We start from the raw sequence: 20516 nt of genomic DNA, 5'->3' as shown, positions 1-20516 counted from the left end.
ATTCCTTAGAAATTCATTTAAGAAATATCTAAGTCTACTTTTGTTTTGTCAGCAATCGATTTATAAGTTCCGTTTTCTAACTTCTCTCTAATCGCTTCAAAAGCGGATAATGTCTGGTCAATGTCTGCAAAAGTATGTGACGAGGTAGGAATTACACGTAGTAAAATCATACCTTTAGGAATAACAGGATATATCACAATTGACAAGAAAATTCCGTAGTTTTCTCTCAAATCATTTACCATCACCATTGCTTCGGGAACACTCCCTTCAAGATAAACAGGTGTCACACATGTATTTGTGTCACCAATATTAAATCCTTTATTTCTTAAACCGCCTTGTAATTTATTTACATTCTCCCAAAGTTTATCTTTCAATTCAGGATGATTACGTAAAAGTTCCAATCGCTTTAAAGATCCAATTGTTTGAATCATTGGCAATGACTTAGCAAACATTTGCGAACGTAAATTATATTTTAAATAGTCAATAATTTCTTGATCTGCAGCGACAAATGCACCAATATTCGCCATTGATTTGGCAAATGTTGAAAAATAAACATCAATTCCGTCTTGAACTCCTTGTTCCTCACCTGCTCCAGCACCTGTTTTTCCAAGTGTTCCAAAACCGTGTGCATCATCAACTAATAGACGGAAATTGTATTTCTTTTTCATTTCTACAATTTCTTTCAACTTTCCTTGTTGACCTCGCATTCCAAAAACACCTTCAGTGATGAATAAAATTCCTCCACCTGTTTCTTCAGCCATTTTTGTCGCACGTTGCAGGTTTTTCTCCATGCTTTCTAGGTCATTATGTTTGTAGGTATAGCGTTTTCCGCTGTGTAAACGAACACCATCAATAATACAAGCATGACCATCAACATCGTAAACGATTACGTCATTTCTAGTAACCAAAGCGTCAATAATCGAAACCATTCCTTGGTAACCGAAGTTCAATAAATAAGCAGCTTCTTTCATTACAAACGCCGCCAATTCTTGCTCTAATTGTTCGTGGTATTTCGTATGACCTGACATCATTCGGGCCCCCATTGGAGCTGCAGCACCATATTTTATTGCAGCATCTGTATCTGCTTGGCGAACTTCTGGATGATTTGCAAGACCTAAATAGTCGTTCAAACTCCAGTTTAAAACTTCTTTACCCTGAAATTGCATTCTGGGTCCTAATTCGCCTTCCAGTTTTGGAAAAACAAAATAACCTTCCGCTTGTGAAGCCCATTTCCCTAACGGACCTTTATTGTTTTGAATTCTTTCGAATAAATCTTTTACCATGATTTTTATTGTGTTAAAAAACGCGACAAAAGTACGATTTTAAAAATAATTATAAAGGAGCAGTACGCTTTATTTTACAAGACTTTATACAACATTCGTTATTTTTTAAACTTTTCAATAAAATTTGAGCAGATTGTTTTACCTTTAAAGCACTAAATAATTAAGAATGCCACAATATACTACCGAATTAAAGCTTGCTGTTTTAATTGATGCTGATAATGTTCCTTATAGCAATGTAAAAGGAATGATGGAAGAGATTACCAAATACGGAACTCCAACTACCAAAAGAATTTATGCCGACTGGACACGTCCAAACGCTAACGGCTGGAAAAATGTGTTGCTGGAACACGCTATCACACCTATTCAACAATACAGCTATACTTCTGGAAAAAATTCCTCTGATTCTGCATTGATCATTGATGCCATGGATTTGTTGTATTCTGGAAAACTAGATGGTTTTTGCATTGTATCAAGTGACAGCGATTTTACAAGACTTGCCACTCGACTTCGAGAATCAGGTATGAAAGTGATTGGTATTGGTGAACAAAAAACACCAAAAGCTTTTATAAGTGCTTGTGATCGTTTCATTTTTATAGAAGTTTTGGACGGAGCCATTAAGAAAAAGTCACCCAAGAAAAATAACGATACGGATGCAAAGAAAGCGGTTGAAAAGACTACTTCAAAAGTTGTTGAAAAAGCGCCTCAAAAACCCTTAAATAAAATTGATGAACCTACTATCGAATTAATTGAATCTACAATTGATGATATTGCAGATGATGATGGATGGGCATTTTTAGGCGACGTCGGTAATGCAATCGTGAAGAAAAAACCTGAATTTGACCCGAGAAATTATGGTTTTGTAAAACTTACACCCATGATGAAGTCGATGACCGATATTTTACAAATTGACGAACGCGAATCAGAAAAAAAAGGAATCAAACACGTTTACGTTAAACTGAAATATAGTTAACTTCTTTCAGTCTCAACTGAAATTGAGCAATATTAACTTCTGTATTATACAATTTTTCACTTTGATTAATTAGCATTTTCGCGTGTCTTTTTCTGTCCTTACGTTTTAAATTATTATTCTTAATTTTTTTTAAAACTGCTGCAGAATAGTCAGATAGATAATCGCTTTGAAGTTGTAAATGATATTTCTGAAGATCGATAATACCGCTTCTTGTCATTATAAAATAGTCGCCGTCTGCGAATTCTATAATTTTACCTAATTGTTTAATGTTTTTCTCTGACTGAAGTTTATTTCGCAAGAAGCGTTTGTAATAGTAATTACGCTCTAAATTCTTAGAGTTTTTTACTTTTTGAGAATAAAAATAAACTACAAGACCAAATACAACAGCTATGATAAATATTACCAATTCCATTTTCGCAATATTTTTGTTAAGGATTTTCTATTATTCTCTTTTAAATAAGTCTAAATATATTACAATAATAAACAATTTAAAAATAAGTTCGTCGATCTAATTATAATCATCGACGATCTGCATTAATAACCTGTTCATCTTTATCTAAACTTGCAGAATTTTATAAAAAAACCTTCAAATCATATAAGATTATTAAGCCGATAGGAATCTAACTTTGTTCGTAGTGCTTTCTAACTTCAAAAAATTAAAATTGCACTTAATATTGAAAGTTATTCAGTATTAATCAAAGACAATGAAAGAAACCCCATCCCATAATTCGGCACAGAAATTTTCTGAGAATTTCAAATTTATTGATGAAATCAATCACAGCGCAATTCTAGTAAACGGCGATTTATCTGTTCTTTTTTGTAATTCAATGTTTAGGAGAAAAATCATTAATGCAGAAATCGTGACTTGGGACGAGTTATTTAAATTGGGTTCTAATGAAAAGGTAAAATTACAACTGCAACAAAACATTCAATCACAAATTCCCTCTGCTAAAACCAATTACAAATTTGAGTTACTTGATAAGGAAACAATTAAAAGTTTTAAAGTAAAAGTTATCACCATAACTGTTCCTTCTTTTGGAAATTGCTATCTACTCATTTTTAAGGAACGTAAAGAAACGGACTCAAAAAAGTTCCTAAAATCTGTTTTAAACACTACACAAAACTTAGTATACACGTACAGCTTTTCTGAAAATCGCATCACTTATATTAATAAAAATGTCGCTCTTTTTACTTCATTAACTAATAAAGATATTACAGAAAATAACCTAGACTGGAGTACCATAATTCATGAAAATGATATTATAAAAATCAATCAGCATAGAAAAAAGCTATTGCAAACTCAAGACGATTCGGTTATAAATGTAACATTTCGATTCAAGGATATCAACAACGAGTGGCGCATTTTTCTTTCCCGTGATTGTGTTTTTAAACGCAATCGAGAAGGAATTCCTACTGAATATTTAGCGATAGCAACAGATATAACTGATTTAGCATTAGCACAAGAACAATTAAACGAAAAAAATTTAGCACTTCAAAATAACAATACTGAACTGCATTCGTTCACTTCGATTGCGAGTCATGATTTGAAAGAGCCGCTACGAAAAATTCATTTTTTTGGTCAACTTTTAAAAAATAATGATATTCAAAATCTATCTGAAGATTCTAAAAAATATTTGGAGAAAATATTATATTCCTCTAATCGATTGCAAAACTTAATTGATGATTTGATATCTTTTACACAAAGCGATTACCATAAAAACAAATTTTTAAAAATAAATCTCAATAAAATTATTGCTTCTGTAAGGAATGATTTAGCTGATTCTATTACTGAAACTAAAGCGACAATCACTGTAGATAATTTACCTTCAGTACCGATTTTAGAGTCACAATTTAAGCAGCTATTCAATAATTTGATTAGCAATGCAATTAAATACCGTAATAGTGATATTGAACCCCTAATTCATATAAGTGTTGAAGAAACAAGTGACATTGAAAAAAATGACTTGAAATTACCTGATTCTATTCCAATTTTCAAAATAACGGTAGAAGACAATGGAATTGGTTTTGATACAATTTATAAAGAAAAGATTTTTGAAACATTCCAACGTTTACACAACAAAGATGAATATTCTGGAAACGGAATTGGTTTGGCTATTTGCAAGAAAATTATGAACAACCACAAAGGTTTAATTAAAGCGGAAAGCATATTGGGTCAGGGCTCAAAATTTCACATTTATTTACCTGCAACACAGTCAAAAACAAAGAAAAGACAATAGTACAACTATTGTCTTTTCTTTTATAAAATTATTTTTTTTTTTAAATACTCAAGAAAAAGGACTCTCTATTTAAACCGGAAGTTTGATACTGCCAATTTATTTTTAACACATGCTTGATAATTTGTTTCAATCTTTCAAACTCATTTGGCTTATGAATGTAGATATTAGCTCCACCACTCAATGTTTCTTCAATGTCTTTCTCAGAATTTGAAGTGGAATAAATAGCCACGGATAAATCACGTAAGTTAGGATTGCTACGAATTAATTTCAAACAATCAAATCCTGAAAGGCCAGGCATATTTAAATCTAAAAATAAAATATGTGGCTTTACAAAATCGTCTTGATTTAAATGGTCCATAAGTTCCTTTCCGCTCTTAAAAAGCGTCAATTTAGAATTAAACTCCATTTCGTCAATGGCAGATTGAAAAAAGAAACGGTCGTCTTCATCGTCATCTGCTAAAGCAATAAACATCGGTTCTGAATTTCCTTTCATAAGTATTATATTTTATTGGGGTAAATGATATTATAAAATTCGAAAACAAGTACTAAACAAATTTAAAAAAAAACTTAACAAAAGTCATCATTTAAAGCTTAAATTAACAAATGCATGACTACAATCTTTCTTAACGCTTACTCCACCTAAGAGTTATCACTATGAGAACTTTAATCAGTGTTACTTTTATCATTTTAAACAGCGCAAATATTCAACTTTGAGCGGACGTGGAGTTTATGAAATATTCTGCAAACGTTACAATATTCCCACATGTGCTTTGCTTTTGGTAAAAAAAATTCCCAAGCGTGAACTTGGGAATTTTATATAACCTAACGTACTAGAAATAATTTGAACACTATAACTAATACTTCTTTATCTTATTTAAGAGCTGCCTTAACTTGGTCAGCTGCTTCTTGAAACTGCACTGCTGATAAAATTGGCATACCAGAATTGTCAATCAATTCTTTTGCTATTTCAGCATTTGTTCCTTGAAGTCGAACGATGATTGGCACTTTAATAGCATCTCCCATGTTTTTGTAAGCATCAACAACACCTTGAGCTACACGGTCACAACGAACGATTCCACCAAAAATGTTAATCAAAATCGCTTTGACAGCAGGGTCTTTCAAAATAATTCTGAAAGCCAATTCTACACGTTTTGCATCTGCAGTACCACCTACGTCTAAGAAGTTAGCCGGTTCAAAACCTGCATACTTGATTAAATCCATAGTTGCCATTGCAAGTCCAGCACCATTAACCATACATCCTACAGTTCCGTCCAAATCCACATAATTCAAACCTGCCGCTTTCGCTTCAACTTCAATAGCGTTTTCTTCACGAATATCTCTGTATTCAGCTAATTTTGGGTGTCTGTATAATGCGTTGTCGTCTAAATTTACTTTAGCATCAACAGCGATAATTTTATTATCAGATGTTTTTAATACAGGGTTGATTTCAAACATTGAAGAGTCAGAACCAACGTATGCTTTATACAAAGCGTCTACGAACTGTACCATTTCTTTGAATGCATTTCCAGAAAGACCTAAATTAAAGGCAATTCTTCGTGCTTGAAAAGCTTGTAAACCAACTGTTGGGTCAATTTCTTCGGTAAAAATCAATTCTGGAGTTTTTTCAGCTACTTCTTCAATATCCATTCCACCTTCAGTAGAATACATAATCATATTTCGCGCTTTACCTCTATTTAAAAGAACCGACATATAAAATTCTGATGGTTCACTTTCACCTGGATAGTAAACATCTTCAGCTACTAAAATCTTATGCACTTTTTTACCTTCTGCAGAAGTTTGAGGAGTAACCAATTGCATACCAATTATTTGTTCTGCAATCTCTTCTACTTGTTGTAAATTTTTAGCAAGCTTAACACCGCCTCCTTTACCTCTTCCACCTGCGTGAACTTGAGCTTTGATTACGTGCCAACCTGTACCTGTTTCAGCAGTTAACTGTTTTGCTGCAGCAACTGCTTCTTGCGGGTTGTTTGCCACATATCCACGTTGCACTTTTACACCATAACTGGCTAATATCTCTTTTCCTTGGTATTCGTGTATATCCATAATGAAGTTTTTGACTTTTAAAAGTGCCACAAAAATAGCTAATTTACTCTAACGGACGAAAGATTTTTCTCTTTTATTTAATGGCAATTGCTTTGTTAGTTTTAAACACTAAGAATTATGCAATACGTATTAATAATTATTACTAGGATTTTAAATAATCTTAATCCAGAAACACATGCTAAATCAAACGCAACTTTCTTACTCTTTACTCGTCTATTTACTATAAATCATAAAACCTTATACTATGAAAAAGTTTAAAATGATAAGCTTGCTTATTTTGATGACAATATTTAGTTGTTCTGATGATGATGATGTTGATAATAATGCATATATTCCAAATGAAACAATTATCGATAATTGGACGCTGGTAAAATCGACTGGTACAATTGCAGGAATAACGCATGAATTTCCTTCCGGCACGATTATTTGGACATTCAATATCAATAATACGGTGACTATTATTAATAACAATACAGACGAAAACCTTCAGTCGGGTTTTGCATCGGGAACTTATCCATATAGTGTAGCAGCTAATTCAGCAACGGCTTCTTGCGAAAAAAAAATTACAATCGATACCAATCAAGAGTTTCTATGTTTTACGTTAGCGGACACCCAAATGGATATTATTCAAGGCGTAGATGATGGAATCAATTATCATTTTGAAAGAGTGATGCCGTTCGAAATTGATTAAATTATAATTTAGCGCTCAAATTAAGTTACAAATACTCCTTTTTTAATGTCTTAAAGTTGTAGTCATAACTTAATGTTGTATTTTGTTAATATTGGTTTGATTACTTGCTAAGTTTTGGTTGTACTGTTACCTTTGCCCAAAAAAAATGCAAACGCAAGACTTACTACCAATAGCTCAAGAATTTGGTAATCCGATATATGTATACGATGCCGAAAAAATAATTTCGCAATACAGCCGCTTAAAAAACGCATTTTCAAAGGTAGAAAGTTTACGAATCAATTATGCGGTAAAAGCTCTTTCAAATATTTCCATTCTAAAATTGCTTAAAAATCAAGGCGCTGACTTAGATACTGTATCAATTCAAGAAGTCAAATTAGGTCTCCACGCTGGTTTTTCGCCAGAACATATTATTTATACGCCAAACGGAGTTTCATTTGAGGAATTAGAGGAAGCCGCTCAGCTTGGAGTTCAAATCAATATCGATAACTTATCGGTTCTAGAGCATTTCGGCTTTAAATATCCTGGTATTCCAGTTTGTATCCGGATAAATCCACATGTAATGGCGGGTGGAAACGCCAATATTTCTGTGGGTCATATTGATAGTAAGTTTGGAATTTCTGTGCACCAAATGCCTCATATTTTACGCATCGTTGAAAATACAGGAATGCACATTAACGGTATTCACATGCATACAGGTTCAGATATTTTAGACATTGAAGTATTTCTGTATGCTGCCGAAATCTTATTTGATGCTGCAAAAAATTTCAAAACACTTGACTTTTTAGATTTCGGAAGCGGCTTCAAAGTGCCTTACAAAAAAGACGACATCGAAACCAATGTAGAAGAATTAGGTAAAAAACTAACTAAACGTTTCAACGCTTTCACAAAAGAATATGGCCGAGATTTAACCTTAGCCTTCGAACCAGGAAAATTTCTTGTTAGTGAAGCAGGTTATTTTTTAGCTAAAGTCAATGTAGTAAAACAAACCACCTCAACCGTATTTGCAGGAATAGATTCAGGTTTCAATCATTTAATTCGTCCTATGTTATACGGTTCGCAACACGAAATTGTGAATATTTCTAATCCAAAAGGAAAGGAACGATTCTATTCCGTTGTAGGTTACATATGTGAAACAGATACATTTGCCACCAACCGTCGTATTACTGAAATTAATGAAAACGATATTCTTTGTTTCAAAAATGCGGGTGCTTATTGTTACTCAATGGCTTCCAATTACAACTCTCGTTTTCGACCTGCCGAAGTATTATGGATTAACAACCAAGCCATTTTAATTCGTAAAGAAGAAACGATGGATGATTTATTGCACAATCAAATAATGTATGAAGACGCAATTGCAGTAGAAGCTTAACCACTCTTAACCGACAAATTTGTCGGTTTTTTTATGCAACATCATTTAAATAACTTAAATTTTACATCAGAAAAAAAGAACTTTAGTATCTTTGAATTCCTTATTATACAACGATGAATAGAAGAAAATTTTTCAGAAACGGTTCTCTTTTTACTTTAGGAACCGCCTTTATAAGTCCTTTTCAAGCTACAGCAGCTCCAATTACTCCTGACTTTATTGACAAAAACACGAAAGCCAAGAATATCATTTTGCTTGTCAGCGACGGAATGAGTACGGGAACTTTAAACATGGCCGACTTGTACCTCAACCGTAAAACAGGCTTAGGCTCTAACTGGCTTCAACTCTATAAAGACAATCGTATTTCGAGAGCTTTAATGGATACGGCTTCAGCAAGTTCCATTGTTACCGATTCTGCAGCAGCAAGTTCTTCTTGGGGTAGCGGGTTTCGTGTTAAAAATGGTGCATTGAATGTTGGTCCTGATGGCCAAGAACATTTACCAATCTGGCAAAAATTCAAAAAGTCAGGTAAAATGGCAGGTTGTGTTACCACAGTTCCCATAACTCATGCCACTCCAGCCGGTTTTTGCATCAATTCTAAAAGCAGAAACAGTCAAGAAGACATCGCTGAGCAATATCTCGACCTTCAATTTGACATTATGATGGGTGGCGGTCAAAAATACTTTGATGCCGAATCTCGGAAGGATAAGAAAGATATGTATGCTGCATTTAAAGCAAAAGGCTATCAGGTGGCAAAAACGCGTTCAGAAATGATGCAGGCTTCTGTTGACAAACCCGTTCTAGGTGTGTTTTCTGAAGATGCTTTGCCTTATGCTATCGATAGAAATTCAGATGATAAATTGAAAAACAGCACTCCTTCCTTGGCAGAAATGGCACAAAAAGCCATCGACCGAATGAAAAACCATCCCAACGGATTCGTTTTGCAAGTGGAAGCGGGTAAAGTAGATTGGGCAGCTCATGCCAACGACATTGGTGGGTTGCTTTACGACCAAATTGCCTTTGATGAAGCGATAAAAGTCGCAATTGATTTTGCAGAAAAAGATAAGAACACCCTAGTAATCATAACTACAGACCACGGAAATGCCAATCCAGGAGTGATTTATGGTAAAAATGCCAACGATAATTTTGACAGCATTCAAAAATATACCCACACGAACGAGTGGCTTTTAAATAATATTCATGCAACTTCTAGCCTTTCACAAATTAAGGAAGTTGTTGATTTTGCAAATGGCAGTCATTTATCTGATGAGGACGCTAAAACCGTTTTGAGTTACTACGACGGACTTCACAAAGAGGAAGGCGGATTGTATAATTACCGAAAACTGCCCTATCAAGCTTTTGCAGAAATGCAGAAGAAATCAAATTCTGTAGGCTGGATAAGTATGGACCACTCTGCCGATTATGTAGAATTAGCGATGTTTGGACCTGGAAGCCAGAACTTAAAACCGTTCATTAAAAACACCGATTTGCATTACTTGATGCTTCAAGCCGCAGAGGTTGAAAACAAGTTTTAATACTTAACTTTGAGAATCTAAATCCCTACTATGAAATTAGCACACGTTTTTGAAAATAATGAAACTTGGATTGCAAGTAAACTTGAGTTAAACCCAAACTACTTTAGTGACTTATCCAAAGGACAAAATCCTGATATACTATACATCGGTTGTTCAGACAGTCGGGTTTCTGCCGAAGAATTGATGGGTTTGCAACCCGGAGAAGTATTCGTGCATCGGAATATTGCTAATATGGTGGTGAATATCGACCTTAATTGCATGTCAGTTATTAACTATGCCGTTAATCACTTAAAGGTAAAGCACGTGGTAGTTTGTGGTCATTACTTTTGTGGTGGAGTGAAAGCGGCTATGCAGGCTAAGGACTTGGGTATTTTGAATCCGTGGTTGCGAAACATACGTGACGTGTATCGAACTCATAAAGTAGAACTGAACGCTATTGAAGATGAAAACCAAAAGTACAATCGATTGGTAGAACTTAATGTGGAAGAACAGTGCATCAACCTTATTAAAACTGCCGATGTTCAAAAAGCCTATAAAGAACGTGGCATTAAAATTCACGGTTGGGTATTTGACATTCATAGCGGAAAGTTGATTGATTTGCATCTCAACGTAGACCAAATTATGCATGAAATTATGGAAATATATGATTTAGGATAGCAAATGAAAACCCCAAAAATAATATGTTTTTGGGGTTTGTTTTTATTAACCATTCAACTTACGATTGTTTGAAGGAAAACACAGCCTTTTCTAATAACCAAATCCCCCAATCTAAGCCTTCTCCAGTAATTACATACACACCAATTAATTTCAAATCCCATGTTCAGACACCAAGGTAAAAAGCGAACCCTCCAGCACAACCTCCGTATTGCAACGGTTCTCTCTTTTGTGGCTGGTTTAGTAAATGTTACGGGATACTTGGCATTCACACAGCTAACAACCAATGTAACGGGACATTTTGCCTTGTTTATAACTGATGTTTACCGCTTTGATTTTTGGAAAGGAACCATCTATTTCCTGTACTTTTTTGCATTTCTCCTGGGTTCTTTTTCCTCAGGTTTTCTTATTGAGAAGTTTAGAGAGAACAAGCGACTCAACGTATTTGCAATTCCAATAAGTATTGAAGCGCTCATTTTATTTGCAATAGGTCTTATAAGTTTTTCAACCGCTGTGCATTATCCAAATGTTATTGTTTGTACACTACTCTTTGCCATGGGACTACAAAATGCGTTTGTCACCAAGATTTCAAATGCCGTAGTTAGAACCACACATCTCACCGGACTTTTTACTGATTTGGGTATCGATATTTCTCAACTGTTTTTTGTGAAGCACAGGGAACAAAGACATTTACTAATTAAAAACATCAAATTAAGGTTGAACATTATCTTATCCTTTTTTGCAGGTGGTGTTATTGCAGGTATCTTGTATTCTAGTATCGGGCTAAAACTATACACCCTTATGATAGGTGCTTTAGTGTTAGTAATTAGTTTGTTTTATGATGATGTGCATTTAAAAGTTATTAAAGCAAAAAGAAGTCACCGTCACAAAAGAAAATCTTCAACCCTACATAAACTGTAATATTATTGACCTCGATGGCTGCGTTGATTTGAAAGCTATATTGTCTCTTCCAATGTAAAACTCCGTTATTTAACATGAAAAAAAAAAATCTAAGTACAAACAGTTAATGCATTATCTATTTTAATTCAGGCAAAACAATTCATTTTGCACTATTCATACTATTTCAGATAGCTCGTTTGATTTGATAATTTTCTAAAATGGAATTTCTTCTGTTCCTCTTTTTAAACAAACAAAAATGCAAATTTATTGTACATTTGAATTACTAATTAAACAAATGGCACAAAAAGTAAAAACAATTTTGAATAACTTCATCAAATTTGGTTTAATTCCTGTCTGTATGCTTATCGTAGTAGGCGTGCATTTTCATCATAGAAGTAAAGGTCTTTCAGCATGGAAGGGTGGGGCTTTTGGAATGTACTCCACCTATCATCCTGAGTATTCACTAATGTACATCAATGGTGTTAACTACAGAAACCTAATTAAAAACGACAACAAGAAGAGTAGAGCTTTAAACAACTATTTTTATTATCCTACTAAGCGTAATTTAGATATTGTATTAAAATCATCGCGACAACCTGCTGACACTTTGCAAATTCAAATATGGCTTCCTAATTTAGACGCGAAGACCTCTACTTATTCAATCCAACTAAAAAATGAATTTAGCTATATCAACTCCAACTGAGAATAGTAAGCATCTAAAATTAATTGAAGATTTACTACTGATTTTTATTTTAATTTGTTCAACAAGTTTACAAAATAATTGGTGGCACGTCAAGTTTACGTTGCTAATGATTCTCTTGATTACCCATTTCACAAATTGGAGGTTTAAATTTCCTCTAATTTTCTGGGGTCTCACTGTACTGTTTACTTCTTTAGATTTGTTTGATTATTACTTTGTAATTGCCAACCACTCCTTTGTATTGCTATATTTTACCACTATACTATTTATCTCCTATATTTTTCCTCAAGACCGAATAAAAATCATTCAAATTAATGGACTATCCGTCTTACTTTTAATCATGTTTTGGGGCGCTACTCAAAAGGTTATCTCACCTGAGTTTATGAGTGGTGATTACATTTCTTCTCTCACGCTGAAGGGTGACCTTTTTAAACCTTTACAAATTGCAAATGTCATTCCTGATGCTTTTGCAAAAAACATCTCGCTCATTAATGAAAATTTAAAGAATGCGCCAAGTGCCGATACGACTATTCAATTACATACGCCTTTCAAAAAATTTGGAGTATATAGCTTATACTTTTCAATCTTTATAGTCGTTGCTGAGTTTGCAATGGTGCCCATTTTATTATTAAAAAATGAAAAGATAAAGCACACACTCCTTCTACTATTTTTAAGCGGTCTATTATTAACGAGATTTGAGACTGGCTTTATTTCGTTATTAATTATTTTATCAATTTCCCAGTTACCTGTAGGAGAGAAGAATTTTAAACTCCTATACTTATTATTACTAGCGGCTTGTCTGTCGCTAATATTAATAAAAATTGGGGCTAGATAGATAAAACTACATTATTGAAATTTAATAATCACAATACCTCAGCAAGTGATATACTTTAATATTTGATGAGAAATAATGTAGTATTTTAAATTTAAAAAGAATTTCTGAGTTGGTCAAAATTGTATATCCTTGTGATAGATGATTAAATTCTAGTATTTTGTTTTTTCTATGACGATATACAATGTGAAGTTATTAACGCAAAAAGAAAACACCATCAAAAACAACCTTCTTATTAGCTGTGTAAAATTTAATCATTACACCACAACCTTCTTTGAGTTGAAGAATTTGCTTTTAGCAAAACAAAGGTGGAATATTGTAGAGAACTAATTACTAATTAGCCTTATCTTTTAGAGTAATAACACTATTTCTTTGAAAATTTGTTAATGTATTAAAAATTTGTTTAATTTTATAAAGTGTAAAATAGTGATTGCTTTTCTTTAATGAGGCTATTTATTTACACATCTATAGTTAATCAAAAACAAGTTATTAAACTTAAAGCTAAAACCAATGGAAGCTGAAATCAAATTAAAACTAGAACAATTACACGCCAGAGTTGACACTCTGAAAGAGCAAATCAACACAGAAGAAGCAACCAAAAATGCTTTTGTGATGCCTTTTATACAAATACTAGGTTATGATATTTTTAATCCTACAGAAGTAATCCCTGAATTTATCTGTGATATTGGTACAAAAAAGGGAGAAAAGATTGATTATGTAATTAAGAAAGATAACGAACCCATATTAATTATCGAATGTAAACACTGGAAGGAAAATGTGAATGCACATAACTCTCAACTTCATCGATACTATCATGTTTCTAAGGCGAGATTTGGCGTTTTGACCAATGGACATGTTTATAATTTTTATACCGACTTAGAGAAGCCTAATATTATGGATGAAAAACCATTTTTTACTTTAGACTTGTCTAATTTAAAAGATGCAAGTCTAAAAATACTTGAAAAATTCTCTAAGAACGGCTACAACCTTGAAAGTATTTTAGATTCGGCAGAAGGAATGAAATATATATCTGCCATAAGAGCAGAATTCGAAAAAGAACTCAAAGAACCTTCAGATGAGATTGTCAAATTATTAGTAAATCGTTTCTTTGACAAGCCAGTTACAGCATCTCGCTTAGTATCATTCAAAAATTATACAAGAATCGCTTTTGGTAATTCTATCAACGAATCTATTAATTTTAGGTTGCAAAATGCTTTAAATATAAATGAAAATGTTCCAACGAAAACTGTTGATGCCATTTCTCCAATTGATGACAATGTCGACAATCCAAAGTTTATAACCACAGAAGAGGAAATAGAAGGTTTTCAAATTGTAAAAGCTATCTTACGTGAAAAGTTAGTCGCTTCAAGAATTGCATTTAGAGACACTCAATCCTATTTTGGTATATTACTCGATGATAATAACCGCAAGCCTTTATGTCGTTTACACTTCAATTCAGCCAACAAATATATTGAGCTATTTAATAATGGAAAAGACAATGGTGAAAAAAGACTGTTGAATACATTAGATGAGATTTACAATTATAAATCAGAACTTTTAGAGACTTTAGGACAGTATGAATAAAAATCATTTGAACCTTAATAAATAATACAAATTAGATTAAAAGATACATTATACACTTTTAATTTAATTACTAATAACCAAAACATCCCATTCATTACTTAGTAATAAATGGGATGTTTTAATAATAACTTATTCCTTACATTAGTGTGACTTCCTTCTTTGCCTCCTCAAACTCCTTAACCATTTGCTCCACTATCGTTCCTGCTGGCAAAATATCATGAATCAATCCTGCTATTTGACCTATTTCTAGTTCGCCTTCAATGAGGTCTCCTTCAAACATGCCTTTCTTGGCACGGGCTCTTCCTAGTAATTCCTTCAGTTGTTCGGGAGTGGGACAAGTGGCGTACAGGTCTTGAACATCTTGGTAAAACTTGTTCTTAATCAGTCGCACGGGTGCTAATTCTTTCAACGTTAGCTGGGTACTTCCCTCCTCCACTTGCAAGATGGTGTCTTTGAAGTTGTCGTGTGACGAACTTTCTATCGAAGCTGCAAACCTACTTCCTACCTGAACACCATCGGCACCCAAAACCATCACGGCTAGCATACCTCTTCCCGTCGCGATTCCTCCGGCAGCAATCAAGGGGATGGTTACTTTTTCTCTAACCATAGGTATCAAGGTCAATGTAGTAGTTTCGTCGCGTCCGTTGTGTCCGCCTGCTTCAAATCCTTCGGCAACTATTGCATCAACTCCAGCGTCTTGTGCTTTTAATGCAAACTTTGAGCTACTCACCACATGCACTACAGTGATGCCGTGTTCTTTTAAGAACGGGGTCCAAGTTTTTGGATTTCCTGCCGATGTGAAAACAATTTTCACACCCTCATCTACCAAGATTTGCATTATTTCTTCGACATTGGGATACAACATAGGTACGTTCACGCCAAAAGGTTTGTCCGTAGCTTTCTGGCATTTCTGGATGTGTTCCCGCAATACCTCCGGATACATCGAGCCTGCTCCAATGAGTCCTAAACCGCCTGCATTACTTACGGCACTGGCAAGCTTGTAGCCACTGTTCCATATCATGCCGCCTTGAATAATGGGATATTGTATGCCGAAAAGGGTTGTGATTTTATTCTCCAAGATAAATGGTTTTACTGTTTAATGAATTTCTTAATCGTTTGAAACGTTCCCGAATCAATCTTACAAAAGTACACGCCCGACGGCAAATGAGCAACCGAAACAGCTACTTTTGCCTGCTCGGTTTTTGTTTCCAACACCTTTTGGCCTAAAGCCGAATAAAGCGTTACCACAGTATTGCTCGAAATTGATGTTGTAGTAAGATTCAACACATCCTTAACAGGATTAGGATACAGCAGAAACATATCTTTATCAACAGATGCAATCCCTAATGTTGTTGCAAGTGCTGTATTGTAGTTCGGGATGCCGTAGCCCAGTTGCGGGGTTGGATTCGTGTAAATGCTTGCCGACTCTTTTACGATTTGTACAATCTCGGCATTGGTCTTGTTGGGTAAAGCTTGCCACAAACATGCTACCATTCCTGCCGTTATTGGGCCTGAAAACGAGGTGCCGTCTGCCATACCTATCGTTCCTTCTGGGGTTGACACAACTGCTTGAACGCCTTGTGCCACCACATCGGGTTTTACTCGACCGTCAAATGAGGGACCAATAGAGCTGAAACTTGCATAAAACCCAGAAGCATTTACCGCTCCAATTGCCAATGTATTTACTGCATCGGCGGGGACAGAAATGTGCGGATTGACCGTTGCTCCTGAATTTCCTGCAGACGTAACGCAAATAATGCCTCGGGAAAACGCCACATCAGCTCCGCGAGAAGCAAAGGCCGTTGTACCATTCATATCGTCATACGTGTAGCTATAATCAGGATTGTTGTAAGTAAAATACCCCAGAGACGTCGTAATAATATCTACTCCCAAGCGGTCGGCTTCCTCAGCGGCTTCAACCCAATAGGACTCTTCCACGGGATTTTCGTCTGCCACATCTTCGGTAATAAATAAGTAATAAGCTGCATCAGGTGCGGTTCCTACCAATGAATTCTCGACATAACCGCCCATCGTAGAAAGCACTAACGTACCGTGTGTACCTCCTGTATAAAAGTTAGTGGACTGACCCACATAGTCATAACCACCTAACACAAGGTTATTGGTAAATAAACGTTGAAAAGGTGCAGCAGTATTTACGCCAGGGAAACCAGCATCGAGCACTGCAATTGTCATCCCGGTTCCTGTAAAATCTTGCTGGTGCAACAAGTCGCCACCCAGCATACTAATTTGATTGCTTGAATTGCCATAAGCAAATGTAATTTGGGTCTCCATTGCTTTATTCACCATATTGAAATCTGCCGTAGTAGCACTTCTTCCAGAGGCATTGGTGTTCAAAGAAGCATTGGCAAACTGAATTGTTTCGACAAATGATAAGCTCAAAAGCGCTTCAATATCCGTCACGCTTCCGCGAATGTGCAACGCGTTCAGCCACTTGGATTTTGCCATGACCGTGATGCCGGTCGCCGTTGTAACTTGAGTGATGTAAGTCGGATAAACGGGTACATCTTTCTCGTCTAAAGCAATGTTTTGAGCAGTTCGTCGGTCGAGTGATTTTTGCGAAAGCATTGTCAGCGGACTGGCTAAATAGGTTGCCGCATCGGGCTTATCAGTAAAGTACACCCATGCGTCTTCTTGGGCAAAGCCAATGCTGGAAAGCAGTAATAGTAAAGTAAGTAGTATGTTTTTCATAGGTAAAAGTGCTTTATTCTATTAACGAGAACGAGGGGCAAATGGTTTTCACAAAGCCTTACTGATGGCTTTCTTGCCATAGGTTCCTTGCCTTAATCAGGTCGTTTTCGGTGTCGATACCAATACCCACGTGAGCTGTTTCGACCATCTTGATGCGTTTGCCAAATTCCAAATACCGCAGTTGCTCCAGTTTCTCAGAGGCTTCTAGGGATTTCATAGGAAGGCTGTAAAAATCCATCAAGGCTTGCTTGCGAAAGGCATAAATGCCAATGTGCTGAAAGTACCGAACGCCTACCTCCTTTTCTCTTGGATAGGGAATTACAGACCGGGAGAAATAGAGTGCAAACTGGCTTTGGTCGACCACTACTTTTACGTTATTGGGGTTATTGATGGCTTCTTGGTCCTTGATTTCGCGCATTAGCGAAGCAAGGTCGACCTTTTTATCGTGGTCGTTTCTAAAAACCGTAATCAGTTGTTGCAGCGAATCTGTGTCAATAAAAGGTTCGTCGCCTTGCACATTGACTACTACATCCACATCCATTTGAGCAACGGCTTCGGCAATTCTATCAGAGCCCGATTCGTGTTCGCGGACACTCCTAATGGCTTTTCCGCCTTGCGATTGTATTTCATCGAATATAAGGGCAGAGTCGGTTACAACAAATACGTCGTCAAAGAGTTGGGACGCTACCGCCGCTTCATAGGTTCTGGTAATAACCGTTTTGCCGCATAAATCCTGCATGAGTTTCGCAGGGAAGCGTGTGGAAGCATATCGTGCAGGAATTACCGCTATTATTTTCATGGTGTTTGCTGTGAAAGGATTATAGGAGTGCAAATTCGGGAATTTCCGTTGAAATTAGGATAAAAATAGAGAATATTTACGGTTGAAAGCAAAAATTTATCTTTTGTAAAGTATTTGTCAATGCCATTTTAAAAAGGTAATAAAAGCGGTTTGCATTGGTAACAAATACTTTCACTTTATCGGGCTTTCGTTGCTCCTTTTCGTCAAAAAACAAATGAACTTTATGTTGAAAGTGATTTATTATAGTGTAGTTCTTCTAGTAATCTATAGTTTGAAAAATTACATACTGCAACATGGAGCAAGACATTGTAGTAAAGCAAGTGTTTTACTGCAATATGGAGCAAGACATTGCAGTAAAGCAAGTGTTTTACTACAATACCTTCAAAGACATTGCTCCATGTTGAACAACATACTGCAAAGTGGAGCAAGCTTTCGTAGTAAGTAATTTTTCTGATTGATTTTGGCGAAAGCCGGACACCTATATATAAGGAGTTGGTTTTTCTGTTTTCCAATAAATGGCAAAAGGTTGAAAAACGGCATTCCGTCGGCAGAAAAGACACTAAATAAGGGAGTAGCTTTATAATGAGAGGACGAAAAAGCACTTAATTAATAACGGATTTGAACTTTTAAATTTAAAGTAAACCCCAAATAGCACAGATGCCGTATTGCAATAGGAATTACCCTTAAAACATAGTACTTTTGATTTTCAAAATCGATTAATACCACTTAAAAATGTACATCAATAATTACTTAAACACCACGCTTACGTCCTACTCAGAGGCATCGTCTATCAAAGAGGAAAGCGTATCCGTACTCATTTGTTTTAATGAGAGTCACGCCAAGCAGTTTGAACCCCGACCTTTAGTGGCCGATAAAGTGAGAACGGCATTGGAAAGCAAGAAAGCGAGCGTCCTTTCTTTTTTTGCTGAAAAGCAATACTTGGTCGTTGCCAATACATCTGACGAAACTGAAAACTGGAGGATGGCAGGTGCTCAATTGTATAAAAAATTTAGGAACGAGAAGATTGCCGCTGCTCATTTAGTAGGGTTCAGTGACTTAAAGTCGGAATTAAAAGCAGCATTCTTAGAAGGGCTTTTGTTGAGCAGTTACAAATTCACAAAATACAAGAAAGAAGATAAAACGGAAGTAACCACTGTATTGATATCTGATACGGCTATCTCGAAAGAAGCCCTATCAGCGATTACCACAGTTGTTGAAGCGGTGTCGCTTGCCAAAACAATGGTCAACGAGCCTGTAAATTTTCTAGACTCGGTGATGTTTGGCAATGTGGTTGTTGAAGCCGGTAAAAAGCATGGCTTTGAAACAGAGATTCTTCAGAAAAAAGACATTGAAGCATTTAAAATGGGCGGACTTTTAGCCGTGAATCAAGGTTCGACCGTACCTCCTACTTTCAACATCATGAAATATAAACCTAGCAATGCCATCAATACAAAACCCTTGGTTTTAGTAGGAAAAGGCGTTACGTTTGATACAGGTGGGTACTCGCTAAAAGTGGGTGGCTCGATGCCCGGAATGAAGTCGGACATGGGAGGTGGTGCTGCTGTTGTGGGAATTATTTCGGCTATTGCCAAAAATAACCTGCCGTACCACGTGATAGGACTTGTACCTGCCACCGACAATAAAGTCTCTGGTAACGCGCTTGTTGTGGATGACGTCATCACGATGATGGACGGGACAACGGTGGAAGTACTGAACACCGATGCCGAAGGCCGCCTGGTTCTTGCAGATGCCTTGACGTATGCCAAGCGTTTTGACCCAGAGCTGGTGATTGATATGGCCACATTGACGGGAGCTTCGGTAGCCATCACAGGTCCTTTTGGGATCGCCATGGCAGGAAACAATCAGGAACAAATGGATGCTTTGAAAGTGTCTGGAGAAACCACATACGAGCGCTTGATTCAGTTGCCTTTCTGGAAAGAATTTGAAGACTTACTAAAGTCTGACATCGCTGACTTGAAGAACATAGGAGGCCCCGTGGGTGGTGCTACAACTGCCGGTAAATTCCTAGAACACTTCACTGATTATCCTTGGATACACTTGGACATTGCTGGAGCGGCTTTCATTAAAGATGCCAATGGCTACAAACAAAGCGGAGGAACAGGTGTTGCCGTACGATTGATTTATGATTTTGTGAAAGAGCGTATTGCTGCACAATAGTAATAGTATATAAT

At 35.9% G+C, this 20516-nt stretch carries 18 protein-coding genes; 11 read left to right on the top strand and 7 right to left on the bottom strand.

What is annotated here, in order from left to right; translation table 11 throughout:
* Positions 1 to 17: 17 nt before the first annotated feature.
* A complete protein-coding gene (locus ACQ5J2_RS08845; RefSeq protein ID WP_432670050.1) occupies positions 18 to 1283 on the bottom strand; it encodes an aminotransferase class I/II-fold pyridoxal phosphate-dependent enzyme in 1266 nt (421 codons plus the stop codon).
* A 166-nt stretch (positions 1284 to 1449) separates the two neighbouring features.
* On the opposite strand from ACQ5J2_RS08845, the gene ACQ5J2_RS08840 reads away from it, so the two are divergent.
* A complete protein-coding gene (locus tag ACQ5J2_RS08840) occupies positions 1450 to 2253 on the top strand; it encodes an NYN domain-containing protein (RefSeq protein WP_432670049.1) in 804 nt (267 codons plus the stop codon).
* On the opposite strand, the gene ACQ5J2_RS08835 is transcribed toward ACQ5J2_RS08840, so the two are convergent.
* Positions 2234 to 2665, bottom strand: a complete 432-nt coding sequence (locus ACQ5J2_RS08835) for a hypothetical protein (RefSeq protein WP_432670048.1) — start codon at positions 2663 to 2665, stop codon at positions 2234 to 2236. The genes ACQ5J2_RS08840 and ACQ5J2_RS08835 overlap by 20 nt on opposite strands.
* A 292-nt stretch (positions 2666 to 2957) precedes the next feature.
* Here ACQ5J2_RS08835 and ACQ5J2_RS08830 point away from each other — a divergent pair, with 292 nt between their 5' ends.
* Positions 2958 to 4490: an ATP-binding protein gene (locus ACQ5J2_RS08830; protein ID WP_432670047.1), complete on the top strand. Its 1533-nt coding sequence runs from the start codon at positions 2958 to 2960 to the stop codon at positions 4488 to 4490.
* A gap of 40 nt (positions 4491 to 4530) precedes the next feature.
* Here the strand turns inward: ACQ5J2_RS08830 and ACQ5J2_RS08825 are convergent, their stop codons facing one another.
* Both ACQ5J2_RS08825 and sucC read right to left on the bottom strand, forming a co-directional pair.
* On the bottom strand, positions 4531 to 4983 hold the full coding sequence (locus tag ACQ5J2_RS08825; protein ID WP_432670046.1) for a response regulator: 453 nt from the start codon (positions 4981 to 4983) through the stop codon (positions 4531 to 4533).
* A gap of 377 nt (positions 4984 to 5360) precedes the next feature.
* On the bottom strand, positions 5361 to 6554 hold the full coding sequence (gene sucC, locus ACQ5J2_RS08820) for an ADP-forming succinate--CoA ligase subunit beta (RefSeq protein ID WP_432670045.1): 1194 nt from the start codon (positions 6552 to 6554) through the stop codon (positions 5361 to 5363).
* A gap of 244 nt (positions 6555 to 6798) precedes the next feature.
* Between sucC and ACQ5J2_RS08815 the strand changes: the two genes are divergently transcribed.
* From ACQ5J2_RS08815 to ACQ5J2_RS08780, 8 genes are all read left to right on the top strand, one after another.
* Positions 6799 to 7245, top strand: coding sequence for a hypothetical protein (locus tag ACQ5J2_RS08815; RefSeq protein WP_432670044.1), 447 nt, complete (start codon positions 6799 to 6801; stop codon positions 7243 to 7245).
* A gap of 145 nt (positions 7246 to 7390) precedes the next feature.
* Positions 7391 to 8614, top strand: a complete 1224-nt coding sequence (lysA, locus tag ACQ5J2_RS08810) for a diaminopimelate decarboxylase (RefSeq protein ID WP_432670043.1) — start codon at positions 7391 to 7393, stop codon at positions 8612 to 8614.
* Positions 8615 to 8727: 113 nt separating this feature from the next.
* The gene (locus tag ACQ5J2_RS08805; RefSeq protein WP_432670042.1) at positions 8728 to 10146 is read left to right on the top strand and encodes an alkaline phosphatase; all 1419 of its coding nucleotides are present in this window, start codon (positions 8728 to 8730) and stop codon (positions 10144 to 10146) included.
* A gap of 30 nt (positions 10147 to 10176) precedes the next feature.
* Positions 10177 to 10803, top strand: coding sequence for a carbonic anhydrase (locus ACQ5J2_RS08800; RefSeq protein ID WP_432670041.1), 627 nt, complete (start codon positions 10177 to 10179; stop codon positions 10801 to 10803).
* Positions 10804 to 10962: 159 nt separating this feature from the next.
* Positions 10963 to 11721: a YoaK family protein gene (locus ACQ5J2_RS08795; RefSeq protein ID WP_432670040.1), complete on the top strand. Its 759-nt coding sequence runs from the start codon at positions 10963 to 10965 to the stop codon at positions 11719 to 11721.
* Positions 11722 to 11956: 235 nt separating this feature from the next.
* A complete protein-coding gene (locus ACQ5J2_RS08790; RefSeq protein WP_432670039.1) occupies positions 11957 to 12403 on the top strand; it encodes a hypothetical protein in 447 nt (148 codons plus the stop codon).
* Positions 12375 to 13235, top strand: a complete 861-nt coding sequence (locus ACQ5J2_RS08785) for a hypothetical protein (RefSeq protein WP_432670038.1) — start codon at positions 12375 to 12377, stop codon at positions 13233 to 13235. The genes ACQ5J2_RS08790 and ACQ5J2_RS08785 overlap by 29 nt, the downstream gene beginning before the upstream one ends.
* A 507-nt stretch (positions 13236 to 13742) precedes the next feature.
* Positions 13743 to 14816, top strand: a complete 1074-nt coding sequence (locus ACQ5J2_RS08780; protein ID WP_432670037.1) for a type I restriction endonuclease — start codon at positions 13743 to 13745, stop codon at positions 14814 to 14816.
* Between the two features lie 136 nt (positions 14817 to 14952).
* On the opposite strand, the gene ACQ5J2_RS08775 is transcribed toward ACQ5J2_RS08780, so the two are convergent.
* From ACQ5J2_RS08775 to kdsB, 3 genes are read right to left on the bottom strand one after another with little or no spacing between them, the layout of a single operon-like run.
* Positions 14953 to 15894, bottom strand: coding sequence for an NAD(P)H-dependent flavin oxidoreductase (locus tag ACQ5J2_RS08775; protein WP_432670036.1), 942 nt, complete (start codon positions 15892 to 15894; stop codon positions 14953 to 14955).
* Positions 15895 to 15905: 11 nt separating this feature from the next.
* Positions 15906 to 17525, bottom strand: a complete 1620-nt coding sequence (locus ACQ5J2_RS08770; RefSeq protein WP_432670035.1) for a S8 family serine peptidase — start codon at positions 17523 to 17525, stop codon at positions 15906 to 15908.
* A gap of 58 nt (positions 17526 to 17583) precedes the next feature.
* Positions 17584 to 18324, bottom strand: coding sequence for a 3-deoxy-manno-octulosonate cytidylyltransferase (gene kdsB, locus ACQ5J2_RS08765; RefSeq protein ID WP_432670034.1), 741 nt, complete (start codon positions 18322 to 18324; stop codon positions 17584 to 17586).
* Between the two features lie 732 nt (positions 18325 to 19056).
* Between kdsB and ACQ5J2_RS08760 the strand changes: the two genes are divergently transcribed.
* A complete protein-coding gene (locus ACQ5J2_RS08760; protein ID WP_432670033.1) occupies positions 19057 to 20502 on the top strand; it encodes a leucyl aminopeptidase family protein in 1446 nt (481 codons plus the stop codon).
* The last annotated feature ends 14 nt before the right edge of the window (positions 20503 to 20516 follow it).

Origin of the sequence: Flavobacterium sp. SM2513 (assembly GCF_050908145.1) — a bacterium.
Classification (GTDB): Bacteria; Bacteroidota; Bacteroidia; order Flavobacteriales; family Flavobacteriaceae; genus Flavobacterium.
This window is presented reverse-complemented; position numbering and strand designations above follow the sequence as displayed.